Source organism: Paenibacillus chungangensis (genome assembly GCF_042675905.1).
GTDB lineage: Bacteria > Bacillota > Bacilli > Paenibacillales > Paenibacillaceae > Pristimantibacillus > Pristimantibacillus chungangensis.
This window is the reverse complement of sequence record NZ_JBHTJZ010000011.1, coordinates 316,158-340,740: the sequence shown is the minus strand read 5'-3', so window position 1 is coordinate 340,740 and position 24,583 is coordinate 316,158. Positions and strand designations below refer to the sequence as shown.

General features: G+C 53.2%; 19 protein-coding genes. All 19 read left to right on the top strand.

The features are described 5' to 3' along the window. Positions 1 to 67: 67 nt before the first annotated feature. The 19 genes from ACFQ2I_RS11125 (at position 68) to ACFQ2I_RS11035 (ending at position 24,527) form a co-directional block, all read left to right on the top strand. Positions 68 to 1,018, top strand: a complete 951-nt coding sequence (locus ACFQ2I_RS11125; RefSeq protein WP_377564238.1) for an ABC transporter permease — start codon at positions 68 to 70, stop codon at positions 1,016 to 1,018. A 27-nt stretch (positions 1,019 to 1,045) separates the two neighbouring features. After that, positions 1,046 to 1,927, top strand: a complete 882-nt coding sequence (locus ACFQ2I_RS11120; protein WP_377564237.1) for a carbohydrate ABC transporter permease — start codon at positions 1,046 to 1,048, stop codon at positions 1,925 to 1,927. Positions 1,928 to 1,978: 51 nt separating this feature from the next. Next, positions 1,979 to 3,607: an ABC transporter substrate-binding protein gene (locus ACFQ2I_RS11115; RefSeq protein WP_377564236.1), complete on the top strand. Its 1,629-nt coding sequence runs from the start codon at positions 1,979 to 1,981 to the stop codon at positions 3,605 to 3,607. Between the two features lie 24 nt (positions 3,608 to 3,631). Then, positions 3,632 to 5,212: an alkaline phosphatase family protein gene (locus ACFQ2I_RS11110; RefSeq protein WP_377564235.1), complete on the top strand. Its 1,581-nt coding sequence runs from the start codon at positions 3,632 to 3,634 to the stop codon at positions 5,210 to 5,212. A gap of 5 nt (positions 5,213 to 5,217) precedes the next feature. Next, positions 5,218 to 8,973, top strand: coding sequence for an alkaline phosphatase family protein (locus ACFQ2I_RS11105; RefSeq protein ID WP_377564234.1), 3,756 nt, complete (start codon positions 5,218 to 5,220; stop codon positions 8,971 to 8,973). Between the two features lie 34 nt (positions 8,974 to 9,007). Next, positions 9,008 to 10,675 (top strand): S-layer homology domain-containing protein, encoded by a 1,668-nt coding sequence (locus ACFQ2I_RS11100; protein ID WP_377564233.1) that lies wholly within the window; start codon positions 9,008 to 9,010, stop codon positions 10,673 to 10,675. 3 nt (positions 10,676 to 10,678) lie between these two features. Continuing rightward, positions 10,679 to 11,389 (top strand): histidine phosphatase family protein, encoded by a 711-nt coding sequence (locus ACFQ2I_RS11095; RefSeq protein WP_377564232.1) that lies wholly within the window; start codon positions 10,679 to 10,681, stop codon positions 11,387 to 11,389. A gap of 893 nt (positions 11,390 to 12,282) precedes the next feature. Then, a complete protein-coding gene (gene murQ / locus ACFQ2I_RS11090) occupies positions 12,283 to 13,197 on the top strand; it encodes an N-acetylmuramic acid 6-phosphate etherase (RefSeq protein ID WP_377564230.1) in 915 nt (304 codons plus the stop codon). A gap of 51 nt (positions 13,198 to 13,248) precedes the next feature. Next, positions 13,249 to 14,712, top strand: coding sequence for an ABC transporter substrate-binding protein (locus tag ACFQ2I_RS11085; protein WP_377564229.1), 1,464 nt, complete (start codon positions 13,249 to 13,251; stop codon positions 14,710 to 14,712). A gap of 170 nt (positions 14,713 to 14,882) precedes the next feature. Continuing rightward, positions 14,883 to 15,785 carry a carbohydrate ABC transporter permease gene (locus ACFQ2I_RS11080; protein WP_377564228.1) on the top strand — a complete coding sequence of 301 codons (903 nt, stop codon included), beginning with the start codon at positions 14,883 to 14,885 and terminating at the stop codon, positions 15,783 to 15,785. Between the two features lie 20 nt (positions 15,786 to 15,805). Continuing rightward, positions 15,806 to 16,666 carry a carbohydrate ABC transporter permease gene (locus ACFQ2I_RS11075; protein WP_377564227.1) on the top strand — a complete coding sequence of 287 codons (861 nt, stop codon included), beginning with the start codon at positions 15,806 to 15,808 and terminating at the stop codon, positions 16,664 to 16,666. Positions 16,667 to 16,676: 10 nt separating this feature from the next. Next, positions 16,677 to 17,651, top strand: a complete 975-nt coding sequence (locus ACFQ2I_RS11070; protein ID WP_377564226.1) for a GNAT family N-acetyltransferase — start codon at positions 16,677 to 16,679, stop codon at positions 17,649 to 17,651. Further along, a complete protein-coding gene (locus tag ACFQ2I_RS11065; RefSeq protein WP_377564224.1) occupies positions 17,648 to 18,355 on the top strand; it encodes a PIG-L deacetylase family protein in 708 nt (235 codons plus the stop codon). The genes ACFQ2I_RS11070 and ACFQ2I_RS11065 overlap by 4 nt, the downstream gene beginning before the upstream one ends. A gap of 26 nt (positions 18,356 to 18,381) precedes the next feature. Beyond that, the gene (locus ACFQ2I_RS11060; RefSeq protein WP_377564223.1) at positions 18,382 to 19,527 is read left to right on the top strand and encodes an exo-beta-N-acetylmuramidase NamZ family protein; all 1,146 of its coding nucleotides are present in this window, start codon (positions 18,382 to 18,384) and stop codon (positions 19,525 to 19,527) included. A gap of 123 nt (positions 19,528 to 19,650) precedes the next feature. Then, positions 19,651 to 20,571, top strand: a complete 921-nt coding sequence (locus ACFQ2I_RS11055; RefSeq protein ID WP_377564221.1) for an N-acetylglucosamine kinase — start codon at positions 19,651 to 19,653, stop codon at positions 20,569 to 20,571. Between the two features lie 193 nt (positions 20,572 to 20,764). Next, positions 20,765 to 21,946, top strand: a complete 1,182-nt coding sequence (locus ACFQ2I_RS11050) for an anhydro-N-acetylmuramic acid kinase (RefSeq protein ID WP_377564263.1) — start codon at positions 20,765 to 20,767, stop codon at positions 21,944 to 21,946. A gap of 139 nt (positions 21,947 to 22,085) precedes the next feature. Next, positions 22,086 to 22,874 (top strand): SDR family oxidoreductase, encoded by a 789-nt coding sequence (locus ACFQ2I_RS11045; protein WP_377564220.1) that lies wholly within the window; start codon positions 22,086 to 22,088, stop codon positions 22,872 to 22,874. A 277-nt stretch (positions 22,875 to 23,151) separates the two neighbouring features. After that, a complete protein-coding gene (locus ACFQ2I_RS11040; RefSeq protein WP_377564219.1) occupies positions 23,152 to 23,550 on the top strand; it encodes a hypothetical protein in 399 nt (132 codons plus the stop codon). 176 nt (positions 23,551 to 23,726) lie between these two features. Then, entirely contained in the window at positions 23,727 to 24,527 is an 801-nt protein-coding gene (locus ACFQ2I_RS11035) for a nucleotidyltransferase domain-containing protein (RefSeq protein ID WP_377564218.1), read from the top strand. The last annotated feature ends 56 nt before the right edge of the window (positions 24,528 to 24,583 follow it).

The window sequence follows — 24,583 nt, the reverse complement described above, 5'->3', positions numbered from 1 at the left end:
CGGTTTGTGTACGTTTAAGCGAGGGAGCGATCCCGGAAAGAAAAAAGCGAGAGAGAGGTGAATGAAGGTGTCTGTTGCAGTGGGGAGTAAGGATTCTCCGAGGGAACGATCGAAACGCAGATGGTGGGTCTCTTATTACAAGCAGAAGTATTTGGTGCTCCTTTTTGTGCCGGCGATTATCTATTATATTGTCTTTCAATATCTTCCGATTTACGGCATTATGATCGCTTTCAAGGATTACCGCTTCAGTGAAGGGATATGGGGAAGCCAGTGGGTCGGTTTAGAGCATTTCCGCGATTTGTTTTCTCTGGGCAGCTTTTGGGAAGTGTTCCGCAATACGATCGTCATCAGCTTTTATAAGCTCATATTCGGCTTCCCGGCGCCCATCATTCTGGCGCTTCTATTGAATGAGGTCAGGCATGTCCTGTTCAAGCGAACGGTTCAAACGATCAGTTATATGCCGCATTTTTTATCTTGGGTTGTCATTGCGGGCTTATTCGTTCAATTTTTGTCGCCCTCGATAGGTCCGATCAATATTTTTCTGCAATCCATTGGGTTGAAGCCGATTTATTTTTTGGCAGACCCATCGTGGTTTCGCGGCGTGCTGGTCGCTACGGATATATGGAAGGATGTCGGCTGGGGAACCATTATTTATTTGGCGGCGCTCACTTCCATCAATCCGGAGCTGTACGAAGCGTCGACCGTTGACGGGGCCAACCGTATTCAGAACATATTTTATATTACTTTGCCGTCCATGCTGCCGGTTATTACAATTATGTTTATTTTTGCCGTCGGCAAAATCGTGAATGATGATTTTGACCAAATATTCAACATGTATAATCCGGCTGTATACAGTGTCGGGGATGTGCTGAGCACATATACGTACCGGCGGGGCATGGTGGAGATGGAGTACAGCTTCGCTACTGCTGTCGGTTTATTCAAAAATGTTATCGCGTTCGTGCTGATCGTCATGACCAATGCTCTGGCCAAGAAGTGGAATGACTATGGTCTATGGTAGACAGCTGCCGCAGAAGGAGATGTAGGAATGGGGCATGTGAAATCTACCGCCATTGAAAAGGGATTCGATGTTTTGAACTACACCCTTTTAATCGTGTTGTGCCTTTCGACGATTTATCCGTTCATGTTTTTGCTTTCATTATCGTTAAGTCCCGGCGATGTCTCACTCACGCAGATTCGTATCATTCCTTCCAAGGTCACATTCGACAACTACATGAAGGTGCTTACGAATGATTTTATCGCATCCGGGTTCGCCAATACGATGGTTCGCACGCTAATTGGAACAGCCTTAACTGTGCTGGTAACGATATTTACGGCATATCCGCTGGCGAAAAAGCAGTTTCCCCATCGGGGGTTCTGGACGGCGTTCATCGTTTTTACGATGTTTTTCTCCGGGGGCTTGATTCCAAGCTACTTCCTGGTCAAATCGCTTGGCTTGATGAACTCCGTATGGGCGCTTGTATTGCCAGGATTAATTCATACGTTCCAAATGATTATCGCGAGAAATTTCTTCATGTCGATACCGGAAAGTCTGGAGGAGTCGGCCAAGATCGATGGGGCTAACGAAATCCGCATATTGTTCCAGATTGTCATCCCGCTGTCGATGCCGATTGTGGCCACGCTCAGTCTATGGACGGCTGTCGGGCATTGGAATGCATGGTTTGACAGCATGATCTATATATCGGATGCCGACAAGCATGTTCTACAAGTTGTCCTTCGCAGAATCGTGCTTGAGGGAACGCAGGACATGATGGACTTGAATGCGATGGCGGATGAAGATTTGGTGGCCAATCCGGAGACGATTAAAGCTACGACAGTTATGGTTGCCACGATACCGATCATCATGGTCTATCCCTTCGTGCAAAAGTATTTTGTCAAAGGGATGATGATCGGTTCTCTTAAAGGTTAATCGGCGAGATCATTCAATCGCTTGATTATAAAAAAACAGTGGAGGTAGATGGTGTTGTTGAACAAATCCGGCAAGTCTTTCATTGGGGTATTGGCGCTCAGTCTGGCGGTTGTTGCCACATTATCGGGGTGCAGCGGATCAAGCAATCAGGACAACCAGTCGAATGGAAGGGGCAATGGCGCAGAGCAGGGCTCGAATAATGCTCAGGCCGATGCGGGAGGCGGCCAGAAGGAAGATAAGAAGTATACGATCTCTGTTGCCAAATCGGCTGTTGTTCCCGTCGATGAAAACGGCGAGATGTTGAAATATTGGGAAGACAAGCTAAATGTGGACTATGATGTCTGGAATATTGAAGGTGGCAAGTGGCATGAAATTATGAACTTGCGGTTTGCCTCGGGAGAAGTGCCGGACCTCATGGATGTAAATGGCTTCGAGACATTGCAAAAATATGTGAAGCAGGATCTGCTCGCGGAAATTCCAGAGGATATGCTGAAAGAAAATGCTCCGTTCCTGTATAACGAGATGATCGAGAAGCAGCTTCCGGGCGGATTGAAATACGGAAAGGTTGACGGCAAGCTGTATGGCATACCGAAGCCGAACAGCTTCCCGCTGCGCAAGCCGATCGTGTGGAGAGGAGACTGGCTGAAGGGAATCGGCATGGACAAGGCTCCAGAGACGCTGGAACAATTCGAGACGGCGATGTATAAATTTGCGCTCGAAGATCCTGACAACAACGGAAAGAAAGATACGTACGGGTTATCCCAGACAGGAATGGAGTCGGTATACGGCGCATTCGGCTATGTGCCCGGCATATGGCAAGAGCGGGACGGCAAGCTCGTGTACGCATCCGTGCAGCCGGAAGTGAAGGAAGCGTTGAAGCTGCTAAGCAAATGGTATAAGGACGGCGTGCTCGATCCGGAGTTTATTACCGGCGAGAATCAAGGCGGATACTACGCTTTCTCCCATGCATTCTTCAATAGCAGAATCGGGTTAAGCAGCATTGGCGCGTTCTACCACTGGAAGCCGATTCTCCATGAAGGAGATACGAAGTCGGAGAACTATCTGGAATTCAGCAAAATCAATTCCCAAGCGGCGGAAAGCCTTGTCTACGGCAAGCCGCCAGTCGGACCGGATGGCCTGATGGGCATTGGCGGGCCGAGTGTTGTCGGCTCGACGCTTGTCGGCTTTGGCAAGCAACTGGAGAAGGATCCGGACAAGCTGGCGAAAATTCTTCAAACCTTGGATGCCATGAACGCCTCTTACGAGGATTACTTGACCAGCATCTTCGGCAAGAAAGGCGAGCATTGGGATTATAACGCGGAAACGGGCTTCCCGGGTTTCATCAATGATATGGATGCGAAGAAATTGACGGAAATAGGCGTTATGCTGAATCCGTTCGAGCCGGCCGAATATGCGATCAAACGGGCGAAACCAAGATTTGATTGGGCGGAAGAAAATTACTTCGACATAGGCGGAATATCCAATGCGTTGCTGTCTCCGCTGCCTTCGGATAGCAAATACAAGGAAGAACTGAAGAAAATCGAAGATGAGGCTTTCATCAACATGATTACGGGAGACAAGCCGGTCGACTACTTCGATGAATTCGTGGAGAAGTGGAGAGCAAGCGGCGGCGAGAAGCTGGAGCAAGAAGCGAATGAATGGTTCGCGAACATCCAATAATGACATCATAACGGAGTGAGGCGCATGAGAGGCAATCGGGAGAGCCGTCACGTCATCTATATCAATTGGGACGGGTTCGCTTATACATGGTACAGAATGGTCAACGATCATTATAGCGGCACACCGCATTTGAATGCCTTAATAGATAACGGAGCGTTATGCACAAAATCCGAGACAGGGGTGCCCTCGATTACAGGAGCGATGCAGCAATGCATCGTCTCCGGCGCCTGGCCTGTCGATACGGGCAATCATTACAAATATTACAACAAAGAGCAGAACAGCGTCATTCAGTACGCAAGGGATAACCGTCTGGAGAACATAGTGGAAGCGGCTCAGCGCCACGATATAACGGTAGCTTCCGTGAACGCATGGTACTTCGAGAACAGGGGGACGGCGGAAGGGGACACAAGCCGGCCTTATATCAAGAAGCTGCCGAGCAACTTCAGCGTCCGGATTGATGAAATGATCAAGATCATTCATGGCGAACCGGTCGAAACCGGGGATAAGAGCATCGTGTTCGAAGAGCTGCCCCGGCTATTGTCGGTATACGCCGACGACATCGATTCTGTCGGACATAATTTCAAGACGACCTATGCCGGGCTGAGTCCGGCAAGAACACGCCAGCAGTGGTACGACAATATCGCAGAGACGATCATGCGGATGGATGCGGATCTCGGAAGGCTTGTTGCGGCATTGAGCCAACAGGGACTGCTTGAGACCACGACGATCATACTTACGACAGATCACGGCATGATCCATTACGGATTGAAGTCACGCGATCCGGATGGGGATGTCGGGCCTGGAGGACTAACAAGCTTGCATGATCTGGCGGATACGATTGCGCAATGCGGCCAGCGCTGGCTTGGAAGAAGCTACAACGTTGAAGTTCTTGCTCAGGGAGGCATGCAGGCGAAGGAGGATACCGAAATCGTAGTCGTACCCGTGGCGGTTCAGGCGCAGATCAGTTTCAGGTGTCCGATTCCTTCTGAAGCGGTGGATGATATGCTGTCGCAGCTTAAGGGGAAAACGTATTACGGAAAGCACTTGATGAACGATGAGCTTATCATGAGGGGTGTGGCAGCGGGATATGCCGATCTGCTTATTTCCGCATGCCCGCCATACCACTTCAGGCCGGGCAGCGAGACGAGAATGGTAGAAGGCAATCATGATTCTCTTCACGAGCAGGTAAGGCATATTTTCACCATGTTCTCCGGTGCGGACATCCTGCCGGGCATACTCTACGACAGTCCGGTATCTATTGTGGATATTGCCCCTACGATTGCAAGATTGCTAGGCTTCGAAGGGCCTGGAGACGCGGTAGGGACCGCCTTGGACGGGGTTTTGATAAGTTCGCTCAGAGGGCCTAAGCTTCAAGTGAAGCGGCTGGAAGAGCATTTGGACGCGGGCGATACCGTTGTATTCGCCGGCATGACCGAGGCGGAAGCGGAGTTGAAGGTCAACGGCAAGCTGGCTGGACAGGCAGACGCGAAGGGCGAATTCGTATTGACGGCGGATCTATTGCCGGGAATGAACCGATTCGTCATCCAGGCGAAGAGCCGGGAGAAATTCAGCCGGAAAACGATCTATGTCTATCGGGAGGAATGAATAAGATGTCAGCGATAAAGAAGCGTATTATTCACATAATGTTGATGCTTTCGATCGTGATGGGCAGTATCGGCGGTCCTGCTGTCATTCATGCCGAAGCGGGGAGCTACGATAAGGTCATCCATATGACTTGGGATGGATTCTACAGCGAGCTGTACAGCTTGGCCAAGCAAAATCTGATTCCCACGCCTCATCTGGATCAATTGGTGAATACGGGCATGCTCTTGTCCAATCATCATACGACGCTGCCTTCAGTGGAAAGTGCCCGGTATTCCGCGATGACGGGCGCATACCCTATGACAACGGGCAATACGTATAAATATTTCGACGGCAGCAGCGTTCTGGGATTGAACAGCACCGTGAACAATGCCCAGACATTGACGGAATCGATACAAAACGTCAGGACGGCTCTTGTGATCAATGAACAATCGGTAGCGCAGGAGCAAGCGGACTCTTATACGTATATTTCTACTCCCAATCAATTCGAGGCAACGGTTGCGGAAGCTGTCTATCAATTGTCCAACTATGGACAGCCGGATTATATCAACTTATATTCCAATGATCTGTACATGCTGAACCGAAGCAGTGTCGTATCAGACAAAGAAGTCTATATGCAAGATCTGCTTCACATTGTGGAGGGATTAGACATTCAGCTTGGCAAGCTGATGGACGCGGTCAATCAGTACGGCGCGCCGGGGCAAACGACCTATGTGCTGAGCTCGCACAGCGGTGTAGCGCTTACGGAAGCGAAAAAGCAATCCACGCTATATGCCGTATTGAATGATGCCGGATATACGGTGAAAGAAGTGAGCGGAGGCGATGCCTCAGGGGATCACGCTTTGGTCTCCATTAAAAATTATGAGGCGAAGTACATGCAGCTGCGCTTCAATCAGTTATTGCCGGAGCAAGTCGGCGGATTGGTGGCGTTAATCGAAAGCCAGCCTTACGTGAAAGACGTGCTGGAGCGGCATGAGCTGGACGCCATGGGCGTACATCCACTTTTCGCCGATCTTCTTGTCGTGCCAGAGGATGGCTATGGCTTCAATCCGGCAAGCGTCGGGGTGTCGCGTCCGGATTCACTGGAGTCATCCGCCCAAAAAATGTTTGGTGTTATTGCGGGGCCGAAGGTGACTGAATTGGACAAGGTAGGCGTAGTTGCCGGCGAGACGAGCATTGTCGATCTTGCCCCCACGATTGCCTATCTACTGAATGTGCCAGCACCTCTTCATACTCAAGGAAACAATTTGATGTTGTCCGAAGTAAGCAATAATTATGTGCTGTATGTGAATTGGGACGGCTTCTCCTACCATTGGTATGAGTTGGCCAATGCGGACGGACATCAAGGGACACCGAATTTGAATGCGTTAATGCAAGAGGGCGTATTGTTCACGCAAGCCCGGACAGGCATTCCTTCGATAACGGGGCCGATGCAGCAGGCCATCGTATCCGGCGCTTGGCCCGTTGATACGGGGAACAGCTACCGTTACTTCGACGAGGAGAAGAATGCGGTGATCCAGTACGGCAGAGACAATCAATTGGAGAATATTGCGGAGGCTGCCGTTAAGCGGGGAATTCGCCTTGCCGCAGTCAATGCCTGGTACTTCCAGGAGCGGGGAGCATTCGCCGGCAATGAGCAGCAGCCCTATATCGAAGGCGGAGGCGTTAGCGGCTTTACCGAGCGTGTGGACGAGATGATCAAGGTCATTATGGGCGAATCGTTTGTATCCGGCGGCAAGACGATGACGATGCCGGATGTGCCGCGCTACCTGGCTATTTATGGCGATGACATTGACAGTGTCGGACACAACGAGCATGATACGCGCGATGATGAAGTGGTGTCTCCATCCATCCCGGAGCATAATGATGCGATGGCAAGAACCGTAAGCCGAATGGATGCAGATCTGGGACGTCTCGTGCAAGCATTGAAGGACAGGGGCATTTACGACAAGACGACAATTTTCCTGACGACAGATCACGGGATGATCATGTATGGCGCCGATTCCGCGGATGCGACAGAGCCGGTTCCGCCTGCAACCTCCAGCTTGCCCGATCTGCTGCAGACGATTGCAGAGATTGGAACGGAGACGAGGGGAAGTCAGTTCAAGGTGGAGTCGTTGTATAAGGAAGGGGAAGGCGCTCAAGCGGACACGGAAATCGTGGTTACTTCTGTCGGCTTGCAGGCGCAGATCAAATATTTGATTCCGCTTGAGAATGAAGTGAAGCAGAGAATCATTGAAGAGGTGCAGAAGAAGGAGTATTACGGGACTCATCTGTTGCAGGAAGAGCTGATGAAGCGCGGAGCGCCGGCTCACTTTGCGGACTTGTTAATTTCTCCAAAAGCGCCATACAATTTCAAAACGGGCGATCCTTCTCAAGTGAGAACGGTTCGGGGACAGCACGATTCGCTGGATGAACGCGCACAGCGTGTATTTACAATGATTTCCGGCGAAGCGGTGAATAAGGGGATCATTTATGACCAGCCTGTATCCATTATCGATGTGGCGCCTACGATGGCGCGAGTGCTGGGCTTCGAAGGGCCATCCGGAGCGACTGGCAGAGTGCTGGATGAAGTGCTGCTTGAGAAGTATAAGGGACCGATCCTGACGGTTCATCATCCGGCGGATAACGGTATCGTCGCAGAAGGCTCAATCACGGTTCAAGGACAGACGGAGCCGAAGGCGATGATCAAGGTGAACGATCTATTGCTCGGCACGGCCGATGCTTCAGGGCATTTCGCTATCCCGTTCACGCTGGAGCATGGCTTGAATCGGGTCATTGTCGAGGCTGAGAGTGCAGGCAAGGAAACAAGAGAAGTGCTGTTCGTTATGTTCTTGGAGCCGCGACAGGAGCTGGAGACGGCAATTGCCGAGGCCAAGCAGCTTCATCTTGAAGCTGTGGAAGGAACGGAAGACGGGCAGTATACTCCGGGCTCCAAAGCGGTATTCCGAGAAGCAATTTCTCAAGCGGTGCTGGTCGCGGAGAACAATCAATCGACCAGGGCAATGCTTGATGCGGCCGGTGCGGCATTGCATGAAGCGTTGCTGGTGTTCGAGAAAGGGAGAAGTATGCCGGCTGTGCATGCGTTCGGGGAGATTGTATTGAACGGAGCCGACAAGGAATCCGTATCGGTTACGATTCGAAGCAGTGACGGCAGTGTCGAGCATACGGCTGATTATGGCGCCGGCTGGGGCTCTACGGCCCTTGGGCGGTTCGAAGTAACGGATGCAACGGATGACTACGGAAATGTGCTGCCGGACAGGCTTTCCTATTATTTCGATCTCGGGCCGGGAAGCTATACGCTATCCGTCTCGGCGCCATCCTCAGAAGGAACGTGGACGTCTTCCTTCCAGGTGGCGATTAACTCGACCATGTCCGGCCAATTGCCTTGGGGGAAATATGCGCTGCAGCAGCTGAAGGATGCAGAGCTTCTGCCGCTGTATGAGGGCGGAGCGGAGTTTCTGTTGATGGACGGCGCATTGAGCAGAGATGGCGGGATCGCGGCCTCTGTAACCGTACAGCCTCATTCCGGTGCGGCTATGCTGCAGGAAGGGACAGAGGTAGTCGTGTTCCAATTGTTGAACGGGGATGTGCCTGCCGGCATTATTGCGCTGGAGAAGGATATTCGTACAGCCGAGCGGTTGACGGCGCACTTCAATGCAGTGGGAGCAGGGTACAGAGTAAAGGTATATGTGGTGGACAGCTACGGCAACAGCCTGATGGATGTCGGCAACAACCTGGCTGATCCCATCGTCCTGCAGTAATCGTTCCAGGCAGAAGTGAAAGGGGTGTAGAGAAGTGAAGCTTCGAATCAGCGCTACGATGATAGCCCTTCTGTTGCTGATCATGACGGTGCCGACGGCAGTCTGGGCGGAATCCGGGCAAGTCGTTCTTCATGATATCGGGGACAAGCATAGAGGCGAGGCGGTCCGCATTACGGGGACGTCTTCATTCGATGAGGTGATTGTGAAAGTGATTGGACCGAATCATGCCGTTTTATTGTATGACATGGACACGGTGGAGGAACAAGGAGAGTTCCTTGTTGCATTCACATTGCCCGCTGACGCTCCGCTCGGCGACTACCATGTCGTGGCCGGCAATGGAAGTGACGTTGCTGCAACGAGCTTTTCTGTTGTGACAGAATCGGATGGAGGGGGCTGGGTTCCGCCAATCGCGGGTGGCGGTCAGGACGGAGAAGACACGGATCACTTGTTAGACGAGCGTGACTATATTGTTATGAGTAATGTGACCGCAGAGGGGCAATCCAAGGTGAAGCTGTCGCTTGACTCGGCCAAGCTTGTGAACGCCTTGGAGGCACTAGCCGAGCGGAATGAGCGGATGCCATTGCATCTGCAGATCAAGGAAGATGCATCCGTCACGGAACTGGAGCTGGACGTAGGAGCATTGCTGGCAGCCGACCGGGGATTATGGTCCGGTGCCCATCTCTCTATACAGTGGAATAATGGCGGTTATGAGCTTCCGCTTCAGCTCATTGCGGATGCGTTCCCTGATGGGCGGCCGGGCGCCGGTGCTGATGACGCGAAGGTGACATTGGTTATTTCTCAGATGGATGAGCCGTTCCTGAAGGAGCTGGCTGACAAGGTTCATGCGGAAGGCGGTCGGTTGCTCAGCGGCGCGGTTGAATTCAAGCTCTTCGCAGAGCTTGCGGGTAGAAGGACAGAGCTTCGCCATTTCGGGTTGCCGTCCAGCTCATTCGCAATGGACAGTGAAGCGGACGGGGTGTCCTGGACTGCGGTTGCCTATGATTCGGAGACCGGCCAACTCCGATTCGTTCCTTCCATCTTTGATTGGAAGGGAGAGAGTGCGATTGTGACGATGCGTCATCATGCGGACGGCGTCTATGCCATTGCAGTCTTCGACAAAACGTTTGCCGATCTGCAAGATCATTGGGCGAGGGAGGAAGTGGAGGCGCTGGCTTCGAAGTTGGTTGTGAATGGGGTGTCTGACAAACGGTTTGCCCCTGATGATCAGGTGACGAGAGCGCAGTTCACTGCCCTGCTGGTTCGTTCGTTAGGCATAGCTGATCAATCCGGCCGAATGGCATTCACGGATGTAGACTCATCCGATTGGTACATCGGCGAAGTTGGCGCCGCGGTCTCCGCCGGACTCGTCACGGGCTTTGATGACGGGACCTTCCGACCCGATGATATAGTGACACGGGAGCAAGCCGCTGCCATGTTGTCCCGCGCTTTGCAATTGATAGAGCGCACAGCTAGCCAGACGGACCCTTCTTCATCGCTTGAGCGCTTCCGTGACCGGAATGAAATCAGCGAATGGGCAGAAGCGGGTATTGCCCGCCTTGTCGAGAACGGCATATTGACCGGGGTAACGCCGGATATGTTCAACCCGGGGGATTCGGCAAGCCGCGCACAATCGGTCGTCATGCTATACAGAATGCTTATGTTCACAGAGTACATTCATGTACCGGATGGTGGAGGTAGATAACCAGTGATCTTATATATTATTCGCCACGCGGATCCAGACTACGAGAACGGCACGATCACGGAAGCTGGACACCGCGAGGCCGAAGCTCTGGCGGAATGGATGGCTGCTCAGAAGCTGGATGCCATATACAGCTCGCCGCTTGGCAGGGCTGTGCATACGATGGAGTACACAGCTGAGCGCTGCGGCAAGACATATCAGCTTCTGGACTGGGCGGAGGAAATTACGGGGATGTATCAGCATATCGAAGGAGTCGGCAAAGTAAGCCCGTTCAATGTGCCGGGAGAGATCATTATGAATCAACCGGCGCTGCCTTCTCACGATACATGGGGAGAGCATCCTTGCTTCACGGTCCATCAGCCGCAGTTGAATGAGCGAATAGAGGAAATTCGGCAAGGCTCCGACCATTTGCTGGAGCAGCATGGCTATAGACGAGAAGGTGCCGTCTATGCTTGCGAGCGCCCCAATAAAGAGAGGATTGCCGTATACTGTCACGGCGGTCTAGGCGTAACCTGGCTTGCTCATCTGCTGAACATTCCGGTATCCATCGCATGGTCGGGCTTCTGGCTTGCCCCGAGCTCTGTGACGACCGTGGTCATGGATCGGAGTTCGGAGCAATGGGCGATGCCTCGCTGTGTCGCGCTTGGCGAAACCGCGCATCTGTATAAGAGCGGTCTGCCTGTGCAATATAGAGGGATTGCTTCGGATTGCTTTTGACAACATTTTACACTTGATAGCTCGGATAAGGAGAAGCTGCGAAGGTCGGAACGGACCTTTGCAGCTTCTTGTGCGCTTGCCGCTGGAGCGCCGAATTGGTGCGAACGTGCGGAATTAGTGTAGGTTGCATACACTGGATCGCCGAAATGGTGCGTGCGAGGCAAAATAGTGTAGGTAGCATACATTGGATCGCCGAAATGGTGCGTGCGAGGCAAAATAGTGTAGGTAGCATACATTGGATCGCCGAAATGGTGCGTGCGAGGCAAAATAGTGTAGGTAGCATACACTGGATCGCCGAAATGGTGCGTGCGAGGCAAAATAGTGTAGGTAGCATACATTGGATCGCCGAAATGGTGCGTGCGAGGCGAAATAGTGTAGGTAGCATACACTGGATCGCCGAAATGGTGCGTGCGAGGCGAAATAGTGTAGGTAGCATACATTGGATCGCCGAAATGGTGCGTGCGAGGCGAAATAGTGTAGGTAGCATACACTGGAGCACTAAAATGGTGCGTGCGAGGCGAAATAGTGTAGGTAGTATACACTGGAGCGCCGAAATGGTGCGTGCGAGGCGAAATAGTGTAGGTAGCATACACTGGAGCGCCGAAATGTTGCGTACACGACCAATTAGTGTCGGCGAAATGTGCACTCCAAGGCGTTGATAGCCAGACGCGAATCGGCTTGAGCGGCTATTCAAGCCGCTATTTGGCGTGCTGTCGAATCACGCTATTTTTCGATATAAAAAACCAATAGTTTGCTCCAACATAAAAAAATATTTCAAAATGTATTGACGAATTTGATGGGAACGTTTTAAGATAGAACTGTGCTTCACAAGTAGAAACAATTGATCAGCTGGGCCGGCCGGTCCTATACATGATCAGGTTAGGGGAATAACGATGAATGACTACCTGGCAAGCCTTACGACGGAGGGAATCAACCCTAATACGAGTATGATTGACGAATGCACGACGGAGGAAATGCTGAAGCTGCTCAACGCTGAGGATGCCAAGGTGCCGATCGCCGTAGCCGCCGAGACGCCTCGTATTGCGCAAGCTGTGGAAGCGCTTCACAAGGTGCTGTCGAGCGGAGGACGCATGTACTACATCGGAGCGGGAACTTCCGGGCGGCTTGGCGTGCTTGACGCATCGGAGTGTCCGCCGACCTTCGGCACGGAGCCTTCGCTCGTCCAGGGACATATTGCCGGGGGCGATCAAGCGTTGCGAACAGCTGTGGAAGGCTGCGAGGATGACGGTGAAGCCGGCAGGAATCTGATTGATTCCATCGGCGTAACAGACAAGGATGCGGTAGTCGGTATTTCCGCCAGCGGCAGCGCCGCCTTCGTCATCGAAGGATTGAAGCGAGCGAAGGAACTGGGAGCTGTGTCGATCGGAGTGGTCAACAATAAAGGCTCGCGGCTGGAAGAAGCGTGCGATATATGCATCGCGCCGGTCGTCGGCCCGGAGGTCATAGCAGGCTCCACCAGATTGAAGGCGGGGACAGCGCAGAAGCTGGTGCTGAATATGCTGACGACTTGCACAATGGTCAAGCTGGGCAAGACCTACAATAACTTGATGGTTGATTTGAAGGCAAGCAACAAGAAGCTGTTCGACCGGTCCCTGCGCATCATCAAGACGGCAACGGGCGCCGATGAAGAGACGGCAGCGAGCTATCTGAAGCGATCCTCCATGGATTGCAAGCTGGCGATTATGATGATCAAGTCCGGTCTTAACGCTTCGGAAGCGAAGCAGGTTCTGGCACAGACAGACGGCAATCTGAAGGAGGCTATACGGGTCTGCACCAAAGTTATTTAAACTTCGGGGTAGACTGTATATAGGATTAAGTTTAAAGGGAGGATCTTGAAAATGAACAGAAAAACAAGATTTGCGGCATCCATGATGGCTCTTATGTTGTTATCGGGAGCAGTGACCGCTTGCTCCGGCGGTGGCAATAATAATCCGGAGCCAACGAACTCCACAGGCACGAATACCAGTAAGCCGGGTGACGACAAGCAGACGGACGCCCCGAAGAAAGATACCATTACAGCGTTGCTGCCTCCTGTGTCTCCGACGTACCAAGAGAACTTCAAGAAGATGGAAGAGGACTTCAACAAGCTATATCCTCATCTGACGCTAAAGATTGAACCGGCCAGCTGGGAGGATATGACGCAGAAGCTGGATACGCAAGTGAACGCGGGCAGTCCGCCGGACATTGCCTTCATCAATTCGGAGGGCATCTCCAAGTACGCGCAGATGGGCATGGTGCTGGACGTTAAGGATCTCGTTACCCCGGAGATGACGGATGACTTCGATGAGGCACCGCTGAATTATATGAGGAAAGGCGACGGTCTGTACGGCTTCCCGGCCTATATGGAAGTGCATGCGATAGGCGGCAACAAGCAGTTCCTGGAGGAAGCTGGCGTCGACTGGCAGAAGGTGCAGCAGGAAGGCTGGACTTACGAGCAGTTCCGTGAAGAGATCAAGAAAGGCGTCGTGAAGAACGGCGACGACTACTCCCGTTACGGCTTCGTATTCGCTACTGCGGGCGTAGCGTCCAAGGACTATCTGGGCATTATGGTGAAGGGCGGAGGCATGCCTTCCCCGTTCACAGACGATCTGAAGTACGCTTATACGCATCCGAATTATTTGGAAGTGTTGAAAGGGATCAGGCAAATGATCGACGACGGCTCCATGCCGAAAGAACTGAGTTCCGTAGATGCCGGCAAGCGCTGGAACATGTTCCTGACGGGACAGACGATGATAACGGGCAAGGGCTTGGCCGTATTCGAGAATTCCGCGAACAAGAACAATGCGAAGATTGATGCTAACGATGGTAGCGCTGTCAAAGACAGTATAAAAGTGGACTATATCGTACTTCCTACGCCATCCTTCGCGGGATCGCCGCCAGCATATCATGCGGTCGTTGACGGTTATGTAGCATTCCGCGGCAAGAAGGAGCCATCCGAAGAACATAAAGCCAATATTGTAAAAGCAGCTTACTTCCTGGCGAGCGGCGAAGTAGCGGCTACGACGAATAATGATCTGTTCGCGGCTCATATTACGGATAGCGGACGCAAGGCGGCGGAGAGCATGGAGACGAACCGCAACCCTGCCAACGTGGCTGCAGTGGAAGAAATGCTGAAGCATGCGGCGCCTGCCCGTCCGGACATTCCGGTCGACCTTGGAGCCAAAGCGATTAAAATTGAAAATGAAGTCGTCATTCCGAAGCTGCAAGCGCTGCTGGCGAACGAAATTACGCCGGAGGAAATGTACGATGAAGTGAAGAAAGCCGCAATCGAAGTATTCGGTGAAGACGGGGTAGTGAAGTAAGACAGCAGTGTGGATAGCCGCCCCATGCGAAGGTGGCTATCCTTTCTTCATCTTTGCAAGCAGTACAATACTGACCGCGAAGGGAAGCGTAAGTCTGACAGATGGCCAGCGTCAGAGGCAGGGCAGTCTATGCGCAAGGCGCGGCGGTTACAGGAGGGAGAGTCCCGCTTATGGCTCGAACAGCAACAAGAAGCAAAGGGCGATTAAACAGAGGAGACGGAGCATGGGCATATGCCTTTATAGCCGTCGCGCTGGTCGTATACGCGATGTTCACGGCGTATCCGGTTGTGAGCGCATTCATCATCAGCTTTCAACAATATAGTCCGCTCGGTTCGACGTATGTCGGCCTGGACAATTATTCATCTATATTCCGCAGCGAGCTGTTCGGCAAGGCGGTATGGAATACGGTCATCTATACGATATTGACTGTGCCAGTGGCACTGATGCTGTCATTCGGCGTAGCGATTATGATCATGCCGCTGAAGAAGTGGCTGCAGACGACGTTCAAAGCCATTTATTACTTGCCAGCTGTCGCCTCAGGTGTTGCACTGTCGGTCGTGTGGCTCTGGATTTACGATCCGATGCCGGCGGGTATACTGAACGAAGTTATCGGTTGGTTCGGCATCGAGAACCAGAACTGGCTCGGCTCCAGCTCCACCTCGATGTTCTCGCTCGTGCTCATGTCGTGGCTGTCCAGCCATGGCACCAGCATTATCATCTATGTCGCGGCCCTGCTGGGCATCGACGACAGCTATTACGAAGCAGCGGAGATTGACGGAGCGAACTTCCTGCAGAAGATGTGGCATATCGTCATTCCTTGCCTGAAGCCGACAACGCTATTCTTGCTTGTGACGGGAGTGATCGGCTCCTTCCAGGTATTCCAGAATGCTTATCTGATGACGGGCGGGGGTCCGAATCACTCCACGACGATGGTCGGCCTGCTTATTTTCGATACGGCGTTCAAGTACTTTGAATTCGGCACGGCAGCTGCGCAATCGCTTATTTTGGCACTGATCATCGGTGTTATCGCATTTATTCAGTTCAAATTTCTTGGCAAAGACGTGGAATATTGAGGTAGAAGGGGGAATGGGACTTGGCTTTATACAACAATCACTTAGGTAATCGGACAGCCAGATATGTGCGCAACACCATCATTATCGTCCTCCTTCTGCTGTTCGCGCTCGCGACATTGTTCCCGATCTACTTCATGATCATATCGTCGTTCGGTGATCCCGTAGAGGCAGGGGCGGTCAGTTATTCCATATGGCCAGGCAAGTTCACGCTGGAGTCTTACAAGTTCTTCTTCGAGTACAGCGAGTATTCGTACCGCTGGCTGTGGAATTCATTAATTGTAGCTACCGTTGTCATGGTGTCCAATGTCATATTCGCTACGATGGCGGGATACGCGTTCTCGAAGATCAACTTCAGAGGCCGCAACGTACTGTTCGCCGTACTGCTCTGCGCCATGATGATTCCGTATCAAGTAACGCAAGTGCCGCTGTATATTCTGATTGTTAATATATTCGAAATTCAGAATACGTATCGTGCCCTTATTATGCCGTCGCTTGTAACCGTCTATAACATCTTCCTCGCGAAGCAGTTCATGAGCACCATTCCGAAGGAAGTTCTGGAGAGCGCCAAGGTGGAAGGGTGCAACCAGCTTCAGATTCTGTTCCGCATTATTATGCCGCTGTCCAAGACGGTTATGGCGGTCATGGCAATTTTGACGTTCATGGAGACATGGAATACGTTCTTCTGGCCGTTCTTGGTCACCAATACGATGGATATGCAGACGATCCAGGTCGGACTGAAAAACTTCCGGTTCGCGAATACAACGTATTTCGCTCCAATGATGGCCGGTGCAACAATATCTGCCCTGCCGATGTTCATCCTCTTCTTCAGCTTGCAACGCTATTTCCTGGAAGGGGTAACCGTCGGTGCGGTGAAAGGTTAGGAGGCGAGCTATGCTTATTAACTGGCAAGATCATTACATGCCCGAGGTCATCGCGTTATGGAACGCTGAGATGGTGAAAGACGGCTATAAGGAGATGACGGAGGCGAGCTTCCGCGCCATTATTCGGCACAATCGTTATTTCGATGAGGAGACGGCCTTCTTGTGGCTGGAGGATGGCGTTCTGCAAGGCTTCGGCTGCGGCTGTACGGGCAGCGATCTGCCCTATGGCGATGTGGCGGGCTACATCACATGCATTGTCGTAGGTGTGGAAGCCGTCAACCGGGATGTAGTCTATGCGTCACTGCTATCGGGATTGGAGAGGCGATTCCAATCGCTGGGCAAGGTTCAGGCGGAGGTACTGTTCTTCAATCCCATGCAGTTGCCTTGGTATATACCGAATACGCCAGGACATGAGCATAATAATGCTCCGGGCGTGCCTGTCGACAGCGAGCTTCACGCCTTCTTGCTGAGCCGCGGCTACATGGAGCGCGCAATCGAGCATGCGATGTATATGGAGCTTGACGGCTATGAGGTGCCTGACAGCGCGCATGCCAAGGAGAAGCGGGCCGAGGATGCGGGTTACTCGGTAGCTCTGTATAATCCGGCATACCATAGCGGGGTGGGAGAGATGCTGGTTGCGCTTGGTAATCCGTTGTGGAGCAAGGATATTGCCGATAGCGCGGCAGGCGGGGTACCGTTCCTGATAGCCGCCCAACGTGGAGAGGCTGTCGGATTTGCCGGTCCCCTTATTCGGAGTGAGAACGGCCGGGGATACTTTGCCGGAATCGGCGTCATGCAGGAGCACGAAGGGCGCGGCTTGGGGTCGCTGTTGTTCTTCCGGCTGTGCGAAGCGTTCCGTCATATCGGAGCGGATTATATGTCCATCTATACAGGAAGTACGAATCCGGCCATCGGTATTTATGAGAAAGCGGGATTTGAGACGGTGAAGGAATTTGCGGTAATGAGAAGGGAGCTTGGATCATGAGTGAACGTGAACCGATTACGATATTGGGCATTGGCGCCCATGTAGGCGATATGGAGCTGGTTGCCGGCGGGGTCATGGCCAGTCATTATTTGAAAGGGGATCGCATCGTCACCCTGGCGCTAACCGCCGGCGAACGCGGAGTTCCGGAGGGGCAGGACGTGGCGGATTACAGGGAGCAGAAGGTGCGCGAAGCGCATACTTTCGCGTCGATGCTAGGCGGCGAGGCCCGCGTATTCGAGGTTCCGGACGGACAAGTTCCCGACGATGAGGCGATACGCCTTCGCGTATGCGATGTGATACGCGAGGTGAAGCCGAGCATTATTATTACCCACCATCGCAACAGTATGCACAAGGATCATGCCACGACGCATCGAATTGTGAATGATGCCAGATTTTTCGCCGGCTTGCGCGCGATGGAGAGAGAGCTTCCCGCTCACTTCGCTCCCAGGCTATACTACGGGGAGAACTGGGAGGATGCCGTTGACTATATACCTTATGTGTATGTGGATTTCGACCAGGAAGCGTTCGACCTATGGATCGAGGCGTTATCGACGCACTGGTTCGTGACAGGCAGCAAGTCGTTCAATTATATGGATTATTACAAATCTCTTGCGCGAGTTCGCGGCCTTGAAGCGCGGAAGGAATATGCCGAGACATTCATGATTCCGGAGGAAACCATGCGGCTTCGCCAATCGGAGCTGTAGATGGCAAGATGGGTGGGGATGAGCGTATGATTCGAAACGGCATAGACAACATAAAGGAATATTCGCGATTGCTGCGCGGCAAGCGGCTCGGGCTCATTACGTCCCCGACAGGCCTTGCAGCCGACTTTCGTTCTACGATCGATATTATGCATGAGCAATTTCATCTGGCGGCGCTGTTCTCCCCAGAGCATGGCGTAAGGGGCGATCAGGAAGCGGGCGCGCTTGTAGATGCATATCGTGACCCCGCCACAGGTGCGACCGTACACAGCTTATATCGGAAAGATTCCAAGCGGCTGACGAAGGAAATGCTGGATGAAGTGGATATGGTCGTCTACGATATCGCGGATGTCGGCACAAGGTACTATACTTTTATTTATACGATGCTGTACGCGCTTGAGGATTGCGCGGCAAGCGGCAAGCCGTTCGTCGTGCTGGACCGCTGTAATCCGCTAGATGGCGTGACGGTGGAAGGCAATGTGCTGAAGGATGGATTCCGCTCCTTCGTCGGCAATTATTCACTCGCGGTGCGTTACGGCATGACGGCAGGGGAGATCGCGGTCATGGCCAATGAAGAGATGGGCTGGGGAGCGGAGCTGCATGTCATCCGCTGCAGCGGGTGGGAGCGATCCATGCTGCACCCGGACACGGGTCGTGTCTGGATTCCCCCTTCCATGGGCATTCCGCGCTTCCATTCCGCCTTGCTCTACCCTGGCACTTGCTTGTTCGAAGGGACGAATATGTCCGAGGGCAGAGGGACGACGGCACCGTTCGAGATCATCGGCGCTCCATTCGTCGAAGCGGAGATGTTGGCTAAGGAGATGAACGCCTTGGGGTTGTCCGGCGTGCATTTCCGCCCCGTCTACTTCAAGCCGACGGCATCCAAGCATGCCGGCGAGCTGTGCGGCGGCGTCTATGTGCATGTGATGGATGAGCGGGCGATCCGGCCGGTGGAGACGGGAGTGCAGCTGCTGTATACGGTTCGAAGACTGTTCCAGAAGGACTTCCAGTACTTGCCTCCGTTCCGGGAGAACGGCAGGCCGTTCATTGACTTGCTCTGCGGGGACGCTCTGTATCGGGAGGAAGGCACAGATGCCGGGGCAATGCTGGAGCGCTTCCGGGAAGAGAGCGCCGGATTCGCACTGCGCAAGTCAGATTACCATCTATATAACTAGGTGAGCCAGGTGTCGCCCCATGCTGAAGTTATAGGGGCGGCGCTTGTTCGCATGCAGAAGCGTATAGCGTATAAGGCTGCTGCAAGCATTAGACAATAGATACGTAACAGAGGTGATGCGGGGATGCGTTATGTGGCAGGGCTTGACGGCGGAGGCACGAAGACGGCCGTCACGATAGCGGATGAGCGAGGCGCAGTCGTGCGTACGTTCACGGCGGGACCGCTTAACGGCAATGGATTGAGGGATGAAAGCGTGCGTGCGGCAGTACTGGCGATATGCGGAGAGATCGCCGATGCGTGCAGTACGTTAGATGCCTGCGCTCATATCTGTGTCGGAGCTGCAGGTATCAGCAATCCGGCCGCGAGCGTCAGATTGAGGGAGTATCTTCGCGAGGGCGGTTATGCAGGCGAGGTGCTGCTGGTCGGCGATCATGAGACGGCGCTGTGCGGCGCCCATGGCGGGCTGAACGGCATGATCCTGATCTCCGGAACGGGGTCCATCTGCTATGGCAGGACAGCGTCGGGTCGCAGCCATCGCGCCGGCGGCTTCGGCCATCTTATCGACGATGAGGGAAGCGGCTATAGCATTGGGCGCGAGCTGTTGTCCGCGGTTGTCATGGCCGAGGACGGACGCATCCCCGCCACGGTGATCAAGCGGCTCGTATTCGACAGGCTTCAAGTAACAAGTGTACAGGAGCTGATCGGCTACGTATATGCCAAGGAGAGAAGCAAAGGCGAGATCGCTGCCATTGCTCCGCTGCTCTCAGAGGCTTGCGATGCCGGCGACGAAGCGGCACACGGTATCGTAGAGCGCAGCGCAGATGCGCTGACGGAGCTGGCTTCGGCCGTCATCGGACGGCTGGAGCTGTCTCAAGGCGAGCTGGCGCTGGCAGGCAGCGTACTCGTTCATAACCGCTATGTGAGAGAATCGTTCGTCGAGCGGCTGGCAAGCCGGCACCCGGAGGTGCGCTGCATATCCGCTCGGCACGATGCGGCGTATGGCGCTGTTCTGCTGGCTCTGAATGGCTTGAAGCAGGGCAAGTAGGATGGACTGAGCAGGAAGGTAACCAAATTTGGGGGTGGCAGGGTAAGTGGCATCGGTTGGAGCGGCAAAAGTGTGCGCGTGCGGTGCTGCAGTCGATGAATCCTTGCTTGGAGAGTGGAAAGCAGCTGATTTGGGAGCTGCAGAGTATGGTGCATCGGTTGGAGCGGGGAAGTTTGTAAAAAGGAGTGATAACTTGTTCCAATGGAAAAATGACAAAACTGTCGTGACGGCTGTAGGGCTGATGTCGGGCACTTCGCTTGACGGAGTGGACGCTGCGATCGTGCAAATTGAAGGGAGCGGCCTGGAGTCTCAGGTACGGCTCCTTCATTTTTATTCGAAGGCTTATGACGATGCATTGCGCAGTACATTGAAGGAGCTGTGCGATCCGCAGCGTTCGAACGTGCAGCAGGTATGCGGCTTGAACGCTTACTTGGGTGAGCTGTTCGCTGACGCGGCACTGAAAGCTGTGGAGCAAGCAGGCATGCGGATGGAGGAGATTGACTTCATCAGCTCGCATGGGCAGACTGTATGGCATATGCCAGAGGCAGTTACTGGTCGTCCTTATCTACCAAGCTCCACCTTGCAGCTCGGCGATCTGTCCGTCATCGCCAAGCGCACGGGCGCAATGGTCGTGGGCGACTTCCGTCCCGCCGATATGGCGGTGGGCGGGCAAGGCGCTCCGCTTGTGCCCTATGGCGATCTCGTGCTATTTCGCCATCCTGAGAAGGGGCGAGTGCTTCAGAATATTGGCGGTATAGGCAATTGCACTGTATTGCCGCCGAATGCTGAGATGCATCAGTTGATAGCCTTCGATACGGGTCCAGGCAATATGGTTATAGACAGTCTTGTTCATGCGTTATCCGACGGGCAGCTGCATTATGATGAGAGTGGCAAGTGGGCGGCCGAAGGGAAGGTGGATGAAACGCTGCTGCAAGAGTTGCTGACGCATCCCTACTTCAAGCTGTCTCCGCCGAAGTCTACGGGACGCGAATTGTTCGGCGCGGAGTACGCTGTCGCTTTGCTGGAGCGTGCCTCTCACCAGGCTCCCGCGAACATCATCGCGACCGCAACGGCCTTCACGGCGCATACGATTGCAGACGCATGCCGCAAGCTTGTCATGCCCCGTTGTCAGGTCGATGAGGTCATCGTCAGTGGTGGAGGTGCGCACAATAAGACATTGCTCTCGCTGCTCCAATCGCTGCTGCCGGAGGTGGGTGTGACGACGGCAAGCGCTCTTGGTGTGAGCGATGACGCCAAGGAAGCGCTCATCTTCGCTTTGTTAGGGCACGCTTGCCTGCTTGGCCGCAGCAATAATGTTCCTGCGGCGACAGGCGCCAGCTGTCCTACGGTTATGGGCAAGCTAGCGCTGCCTTGACGTGCTGGCAGCTACAGCTGATAATGGCTACAAAGGCGAGGCGGTTACCGCTTCAAGCGCATCAGGAACGATGATGAATCCCCAGCTTGAGACAGGTCCGTTCGCATAACGATGATCAGCGAAGGATGTGTGTAAAGATATGGATTTGGGATTGCAGGACAAGTCTGTTTTTGTGGCGGCGGCGAGCAAAGGTCTCGGCAAGGCGAGCGCACTTGCATTTGCCAGTGAGGGAGCGAAAGTAACGATAGCAAGCCGCAGTCTGGAGCAGCTGGAAGCTGCTCGCGACGATATTCTTGCGGCGACGGGCAGCAAGGTGGAAATCGTGCAAATGGATGTGTTTCGTGAAGAGGATATCCGCCAAGCTTTGTCAGCGGTAGCCTCGGCCCGCGGGGGAATCGATGTGCTGGTGACGAATACGGGCGGCCCTTCGCCAGGCACGTTCGCCACTTTGACCAATGAGGATTGGGAGCGGGGCTTCCAGCTCTGCCTGATGAGCGCCATCAAGCTTATTCGCGAGGCGCTGCCGCACATGCGCAGTGCTGGCGAAGGCAGGATCGTCAATCTGGCCTCTTCCTCGATCAAGCAGCCGATTGACGGCCTCTTGCTGTCTAACGTATTCCGTGCCGGCATCGCCGCTTTGACGAAGAGCCTCGCTTCTGAACTGGCAAGCGACCGCATTCTTATTAATACGGTGGCGCCGGGGAGAATCGCGACAGACCGTCTGCTGCAGCTGGACGAAGCGAAGGCGAAGGAGATCGGCAGCTCCATGGAAGAGGTGCAAGCTCAGGCGATCGCGCAGATTCCGCTGGGACGATTAGGTGATCCTGCTGAATTCGCCCGAATGGTGGCATTCTACGGTTCATTCGCCAATACGTATGTCACGGGCCAATCTCTTCTTGTGGACGGCGGCATGGTGAAGGCGTTGTAGGCATACCAAGTAGTGATGATCACGTTACGACGCTCCTGGGAGTAGCCACTGCCCATAATAGGCATGATCCAGTTAACGCTGATCTATGAGACAAGGCGACATAAAGCATAATAAGAAATGCACAGGCTCGGTAGCTACTTGCTGTCGAGCTCTTTGTGTGCTCCTGGTGGCAGAGGTCTATTTACACTTCTTTCTCTTTGTGTTACAATTTCTTCATTCCTTCCTTTTGTTTCTTCCTTAAGGATGGAAGAAAAATGAACATACGGAGGTTGTTGCAATGTCAAAGACTTCGGAAATCCGCAACTTGGCTCGGAAATATCTGTCCAAACACGGGATGCTGAAAAGGAAAGAGTTTATCGCTCAACTCAAAGCGGATGGAGTTGATTTTACAGAGGGGCATATAGCTGCAGCTCTATCCTCACTGCCTGACGAAACAATTTCTCGTATTGATACCGGAGTATACCAACTTAACGATACGTCTATGGTGCAAAATCCTGCTGCTCCTGATGGAACTGTTGAAGCACTCCGTCAGAAGATCGACTCCATTTTAGATGGAGCTGTTGTATCCATGAAAGACCTGGCCAATGTCAACTACTTTGAAGTGGATAAAGAGTACATCGCAGAGCTCGAAAATGTAAAGAAGTTGATCTCCTCAATCGAAAAGCTCAAGCAATAATGGTTGCCCAGCACCATAGATACTTGGGGAAGTCTCCCCGATGGGTCTTGGGGATCCATTGGGGAGGTGTCTTGCGTGTTTTGAAAACTTCGTTCTTCGCTATACTTTCGCCATGTACGTGAACGTCTTCTCTGTGCAAAATAAGGTAATACATAGGATGGGGGAGGCGGGAAGGCATGGTGGATGTGAAAATGAAGGAAGAGATTGGGCGTGAACTGCAGCGGCTGGAGCGAGAAGAAGGAATTCGCATACTGTATGCGTGCGAATCTGGCAGCCGGGCGTGGGGCTTCCCTTCCAAGGACAGCGATTACGATGTACGGTTCATCTATGCGCGTCCTGTGGAATGGTATCTGTCGATCTTCGACAGGAGAGATGTGATCGAACGACCAATAAGCGACCAACTGGATATAAGCGGGTGGGATGTTAGGAAGGCGCTGCAGCTGTTCCGTAAGTCCAATCCTCCGTTGCTGGAATGGCTGCAGTCTCCGATCATCTACCGGGAGAACGTCAACTTTGCGGCGAGATTTCGCCAGCTTGCGAGCCGAGCTTTCTCGCCAAGATCGTGCATGCACCATTATGTGCATATGGCCAAGGGGAATTACCGGGACTATTTGCAAGGTGAGCGTGTGCGGGTGAAAAAGTATTTCTACGTGCTGCGTCCGATATTGGCATGCGAGTGGATTCGGCGATTTGACGCAATGCCGCCTATGGCTTTCATGGAGCTGGTGGAACAGCTGCTTCCTGCTGACGGAGAGCTGAGGGGGACGGTGGAGCGGCTGTTGGCGAGGAAGATGGCGGGGGAAGAGCTCGATATGGAGCCGAAGCTTCATGTCATTAACAACTATGTAGAGAAAATATTAGAAGAGTTAACAATAGAAGCAGGCAAGTGTGACAAGGGCGGCGCTGATCTGGATGAAGAGCTGGATATGCTTTTCCGGACGTCTATACATGCCGACGGCATTGTAGTCCGGCCCTGATCCGCAAAAGTCCGGCCGTGATCCGCAAAACCCTGATGGAAGATGGGTTGTCTACG

Excerpts from the sequence above, each read along its gene's own strand:
- ACFQ2I_RS11045 (WP_377564220.1), top strand. The coding sequence starts at position 22,086 with ATGGATTTGGGATTGCAGGACAAGTCTGTTTTTGTGGCGGCGGCGAGC.
- ACFQ2I_RS11080 (WP_377564228.1), top strand. The coding sequence starts at position 14,883 with ATGGCTCGAACAGCAACAAGAAGCAAAGGGCGATTAAACAGAGGAGAC.
- ACFQ2I_RS11040 (WP_377564219.1), top strand. The coding sequence starts at position 23,152 with ATGTCAAAGACTTCGGAAATCCGCAACTTGGCTCGGAAATATCTGTCC.
- ACFQ2I_RS11105 (WP_377564234.1), top strand. The coding sequence starts at position 5,218 with ATGTCAGCGATAAAGAAGCGTATTATTCACATAATGTTGATGCTTTCG.
- ACFQ2I_RS11085 (WP_377564229.1), top strand. The coding sequence starts at position 13,249 with ATGAACAGAAAAACAAGATTTGCGGCATCCATGATGGCTCTTATGTTG.
- ACFQ2I_RS11065 (WP_377564224.1), top strand. The coding sequence starts at position 17,648 with ATGAGTGAACGTGAACCGATTACGATATTGGGCATTGGCGCCCATGTA.
- murQ (WP_377564230.1), top strand. The coding sequence starts at position 12,283 with ATGAATGACTACCTGGCAAGCCTTACGACGGAGGGAATCAACCCTAAT.
- ACFQ2I_RS11055 (WP_377564221.1), top strand. The coding sequence starts at position 19,651 with ATGCGTTATGTGGCAGGGCTTGACGGCGGAGGCACGAAGACGGCCGTC.
- ACFQ2I_RS11060 (WP_377564223.1), top strand. The coding sequence starts at position 18,382 with ATGATTCGAAACGGCATAGACAACATAAAGGAATATTCGCGATTGCTG.
- ACFQ2I_RS11120 (WP_377564237.1), top strand. The coding sequence starts at position 1,046 with ATGGGGCATGTGAAATCTACCGCCATTGAAAAGGGATTCGATGTTTTG.
- ACFQ2I_RS11070 (WP_377564226.1), top strand. The coding sequence starts at position 16,677 with ATGCTTATTAACTGGCAAGATCATTACATGCCCGAGGTCATCGCGTTA.
- ACFQ2I_RS11110 (WP_377564235.1), top strand. The coding sequence starts at position 3,632 with ATGAGAGGCAATCGGGAGAGCCGTCACGTCATCTATATCAATTGGGAC.
- ACFQ2I_RS11035 (WP_377564218.1), top strand. The coding sequence starts at position 23,727 with ATGGTGGATGTGAAAATGAAGGAAGAGATTGGGCGTGAACTGCAGCGG.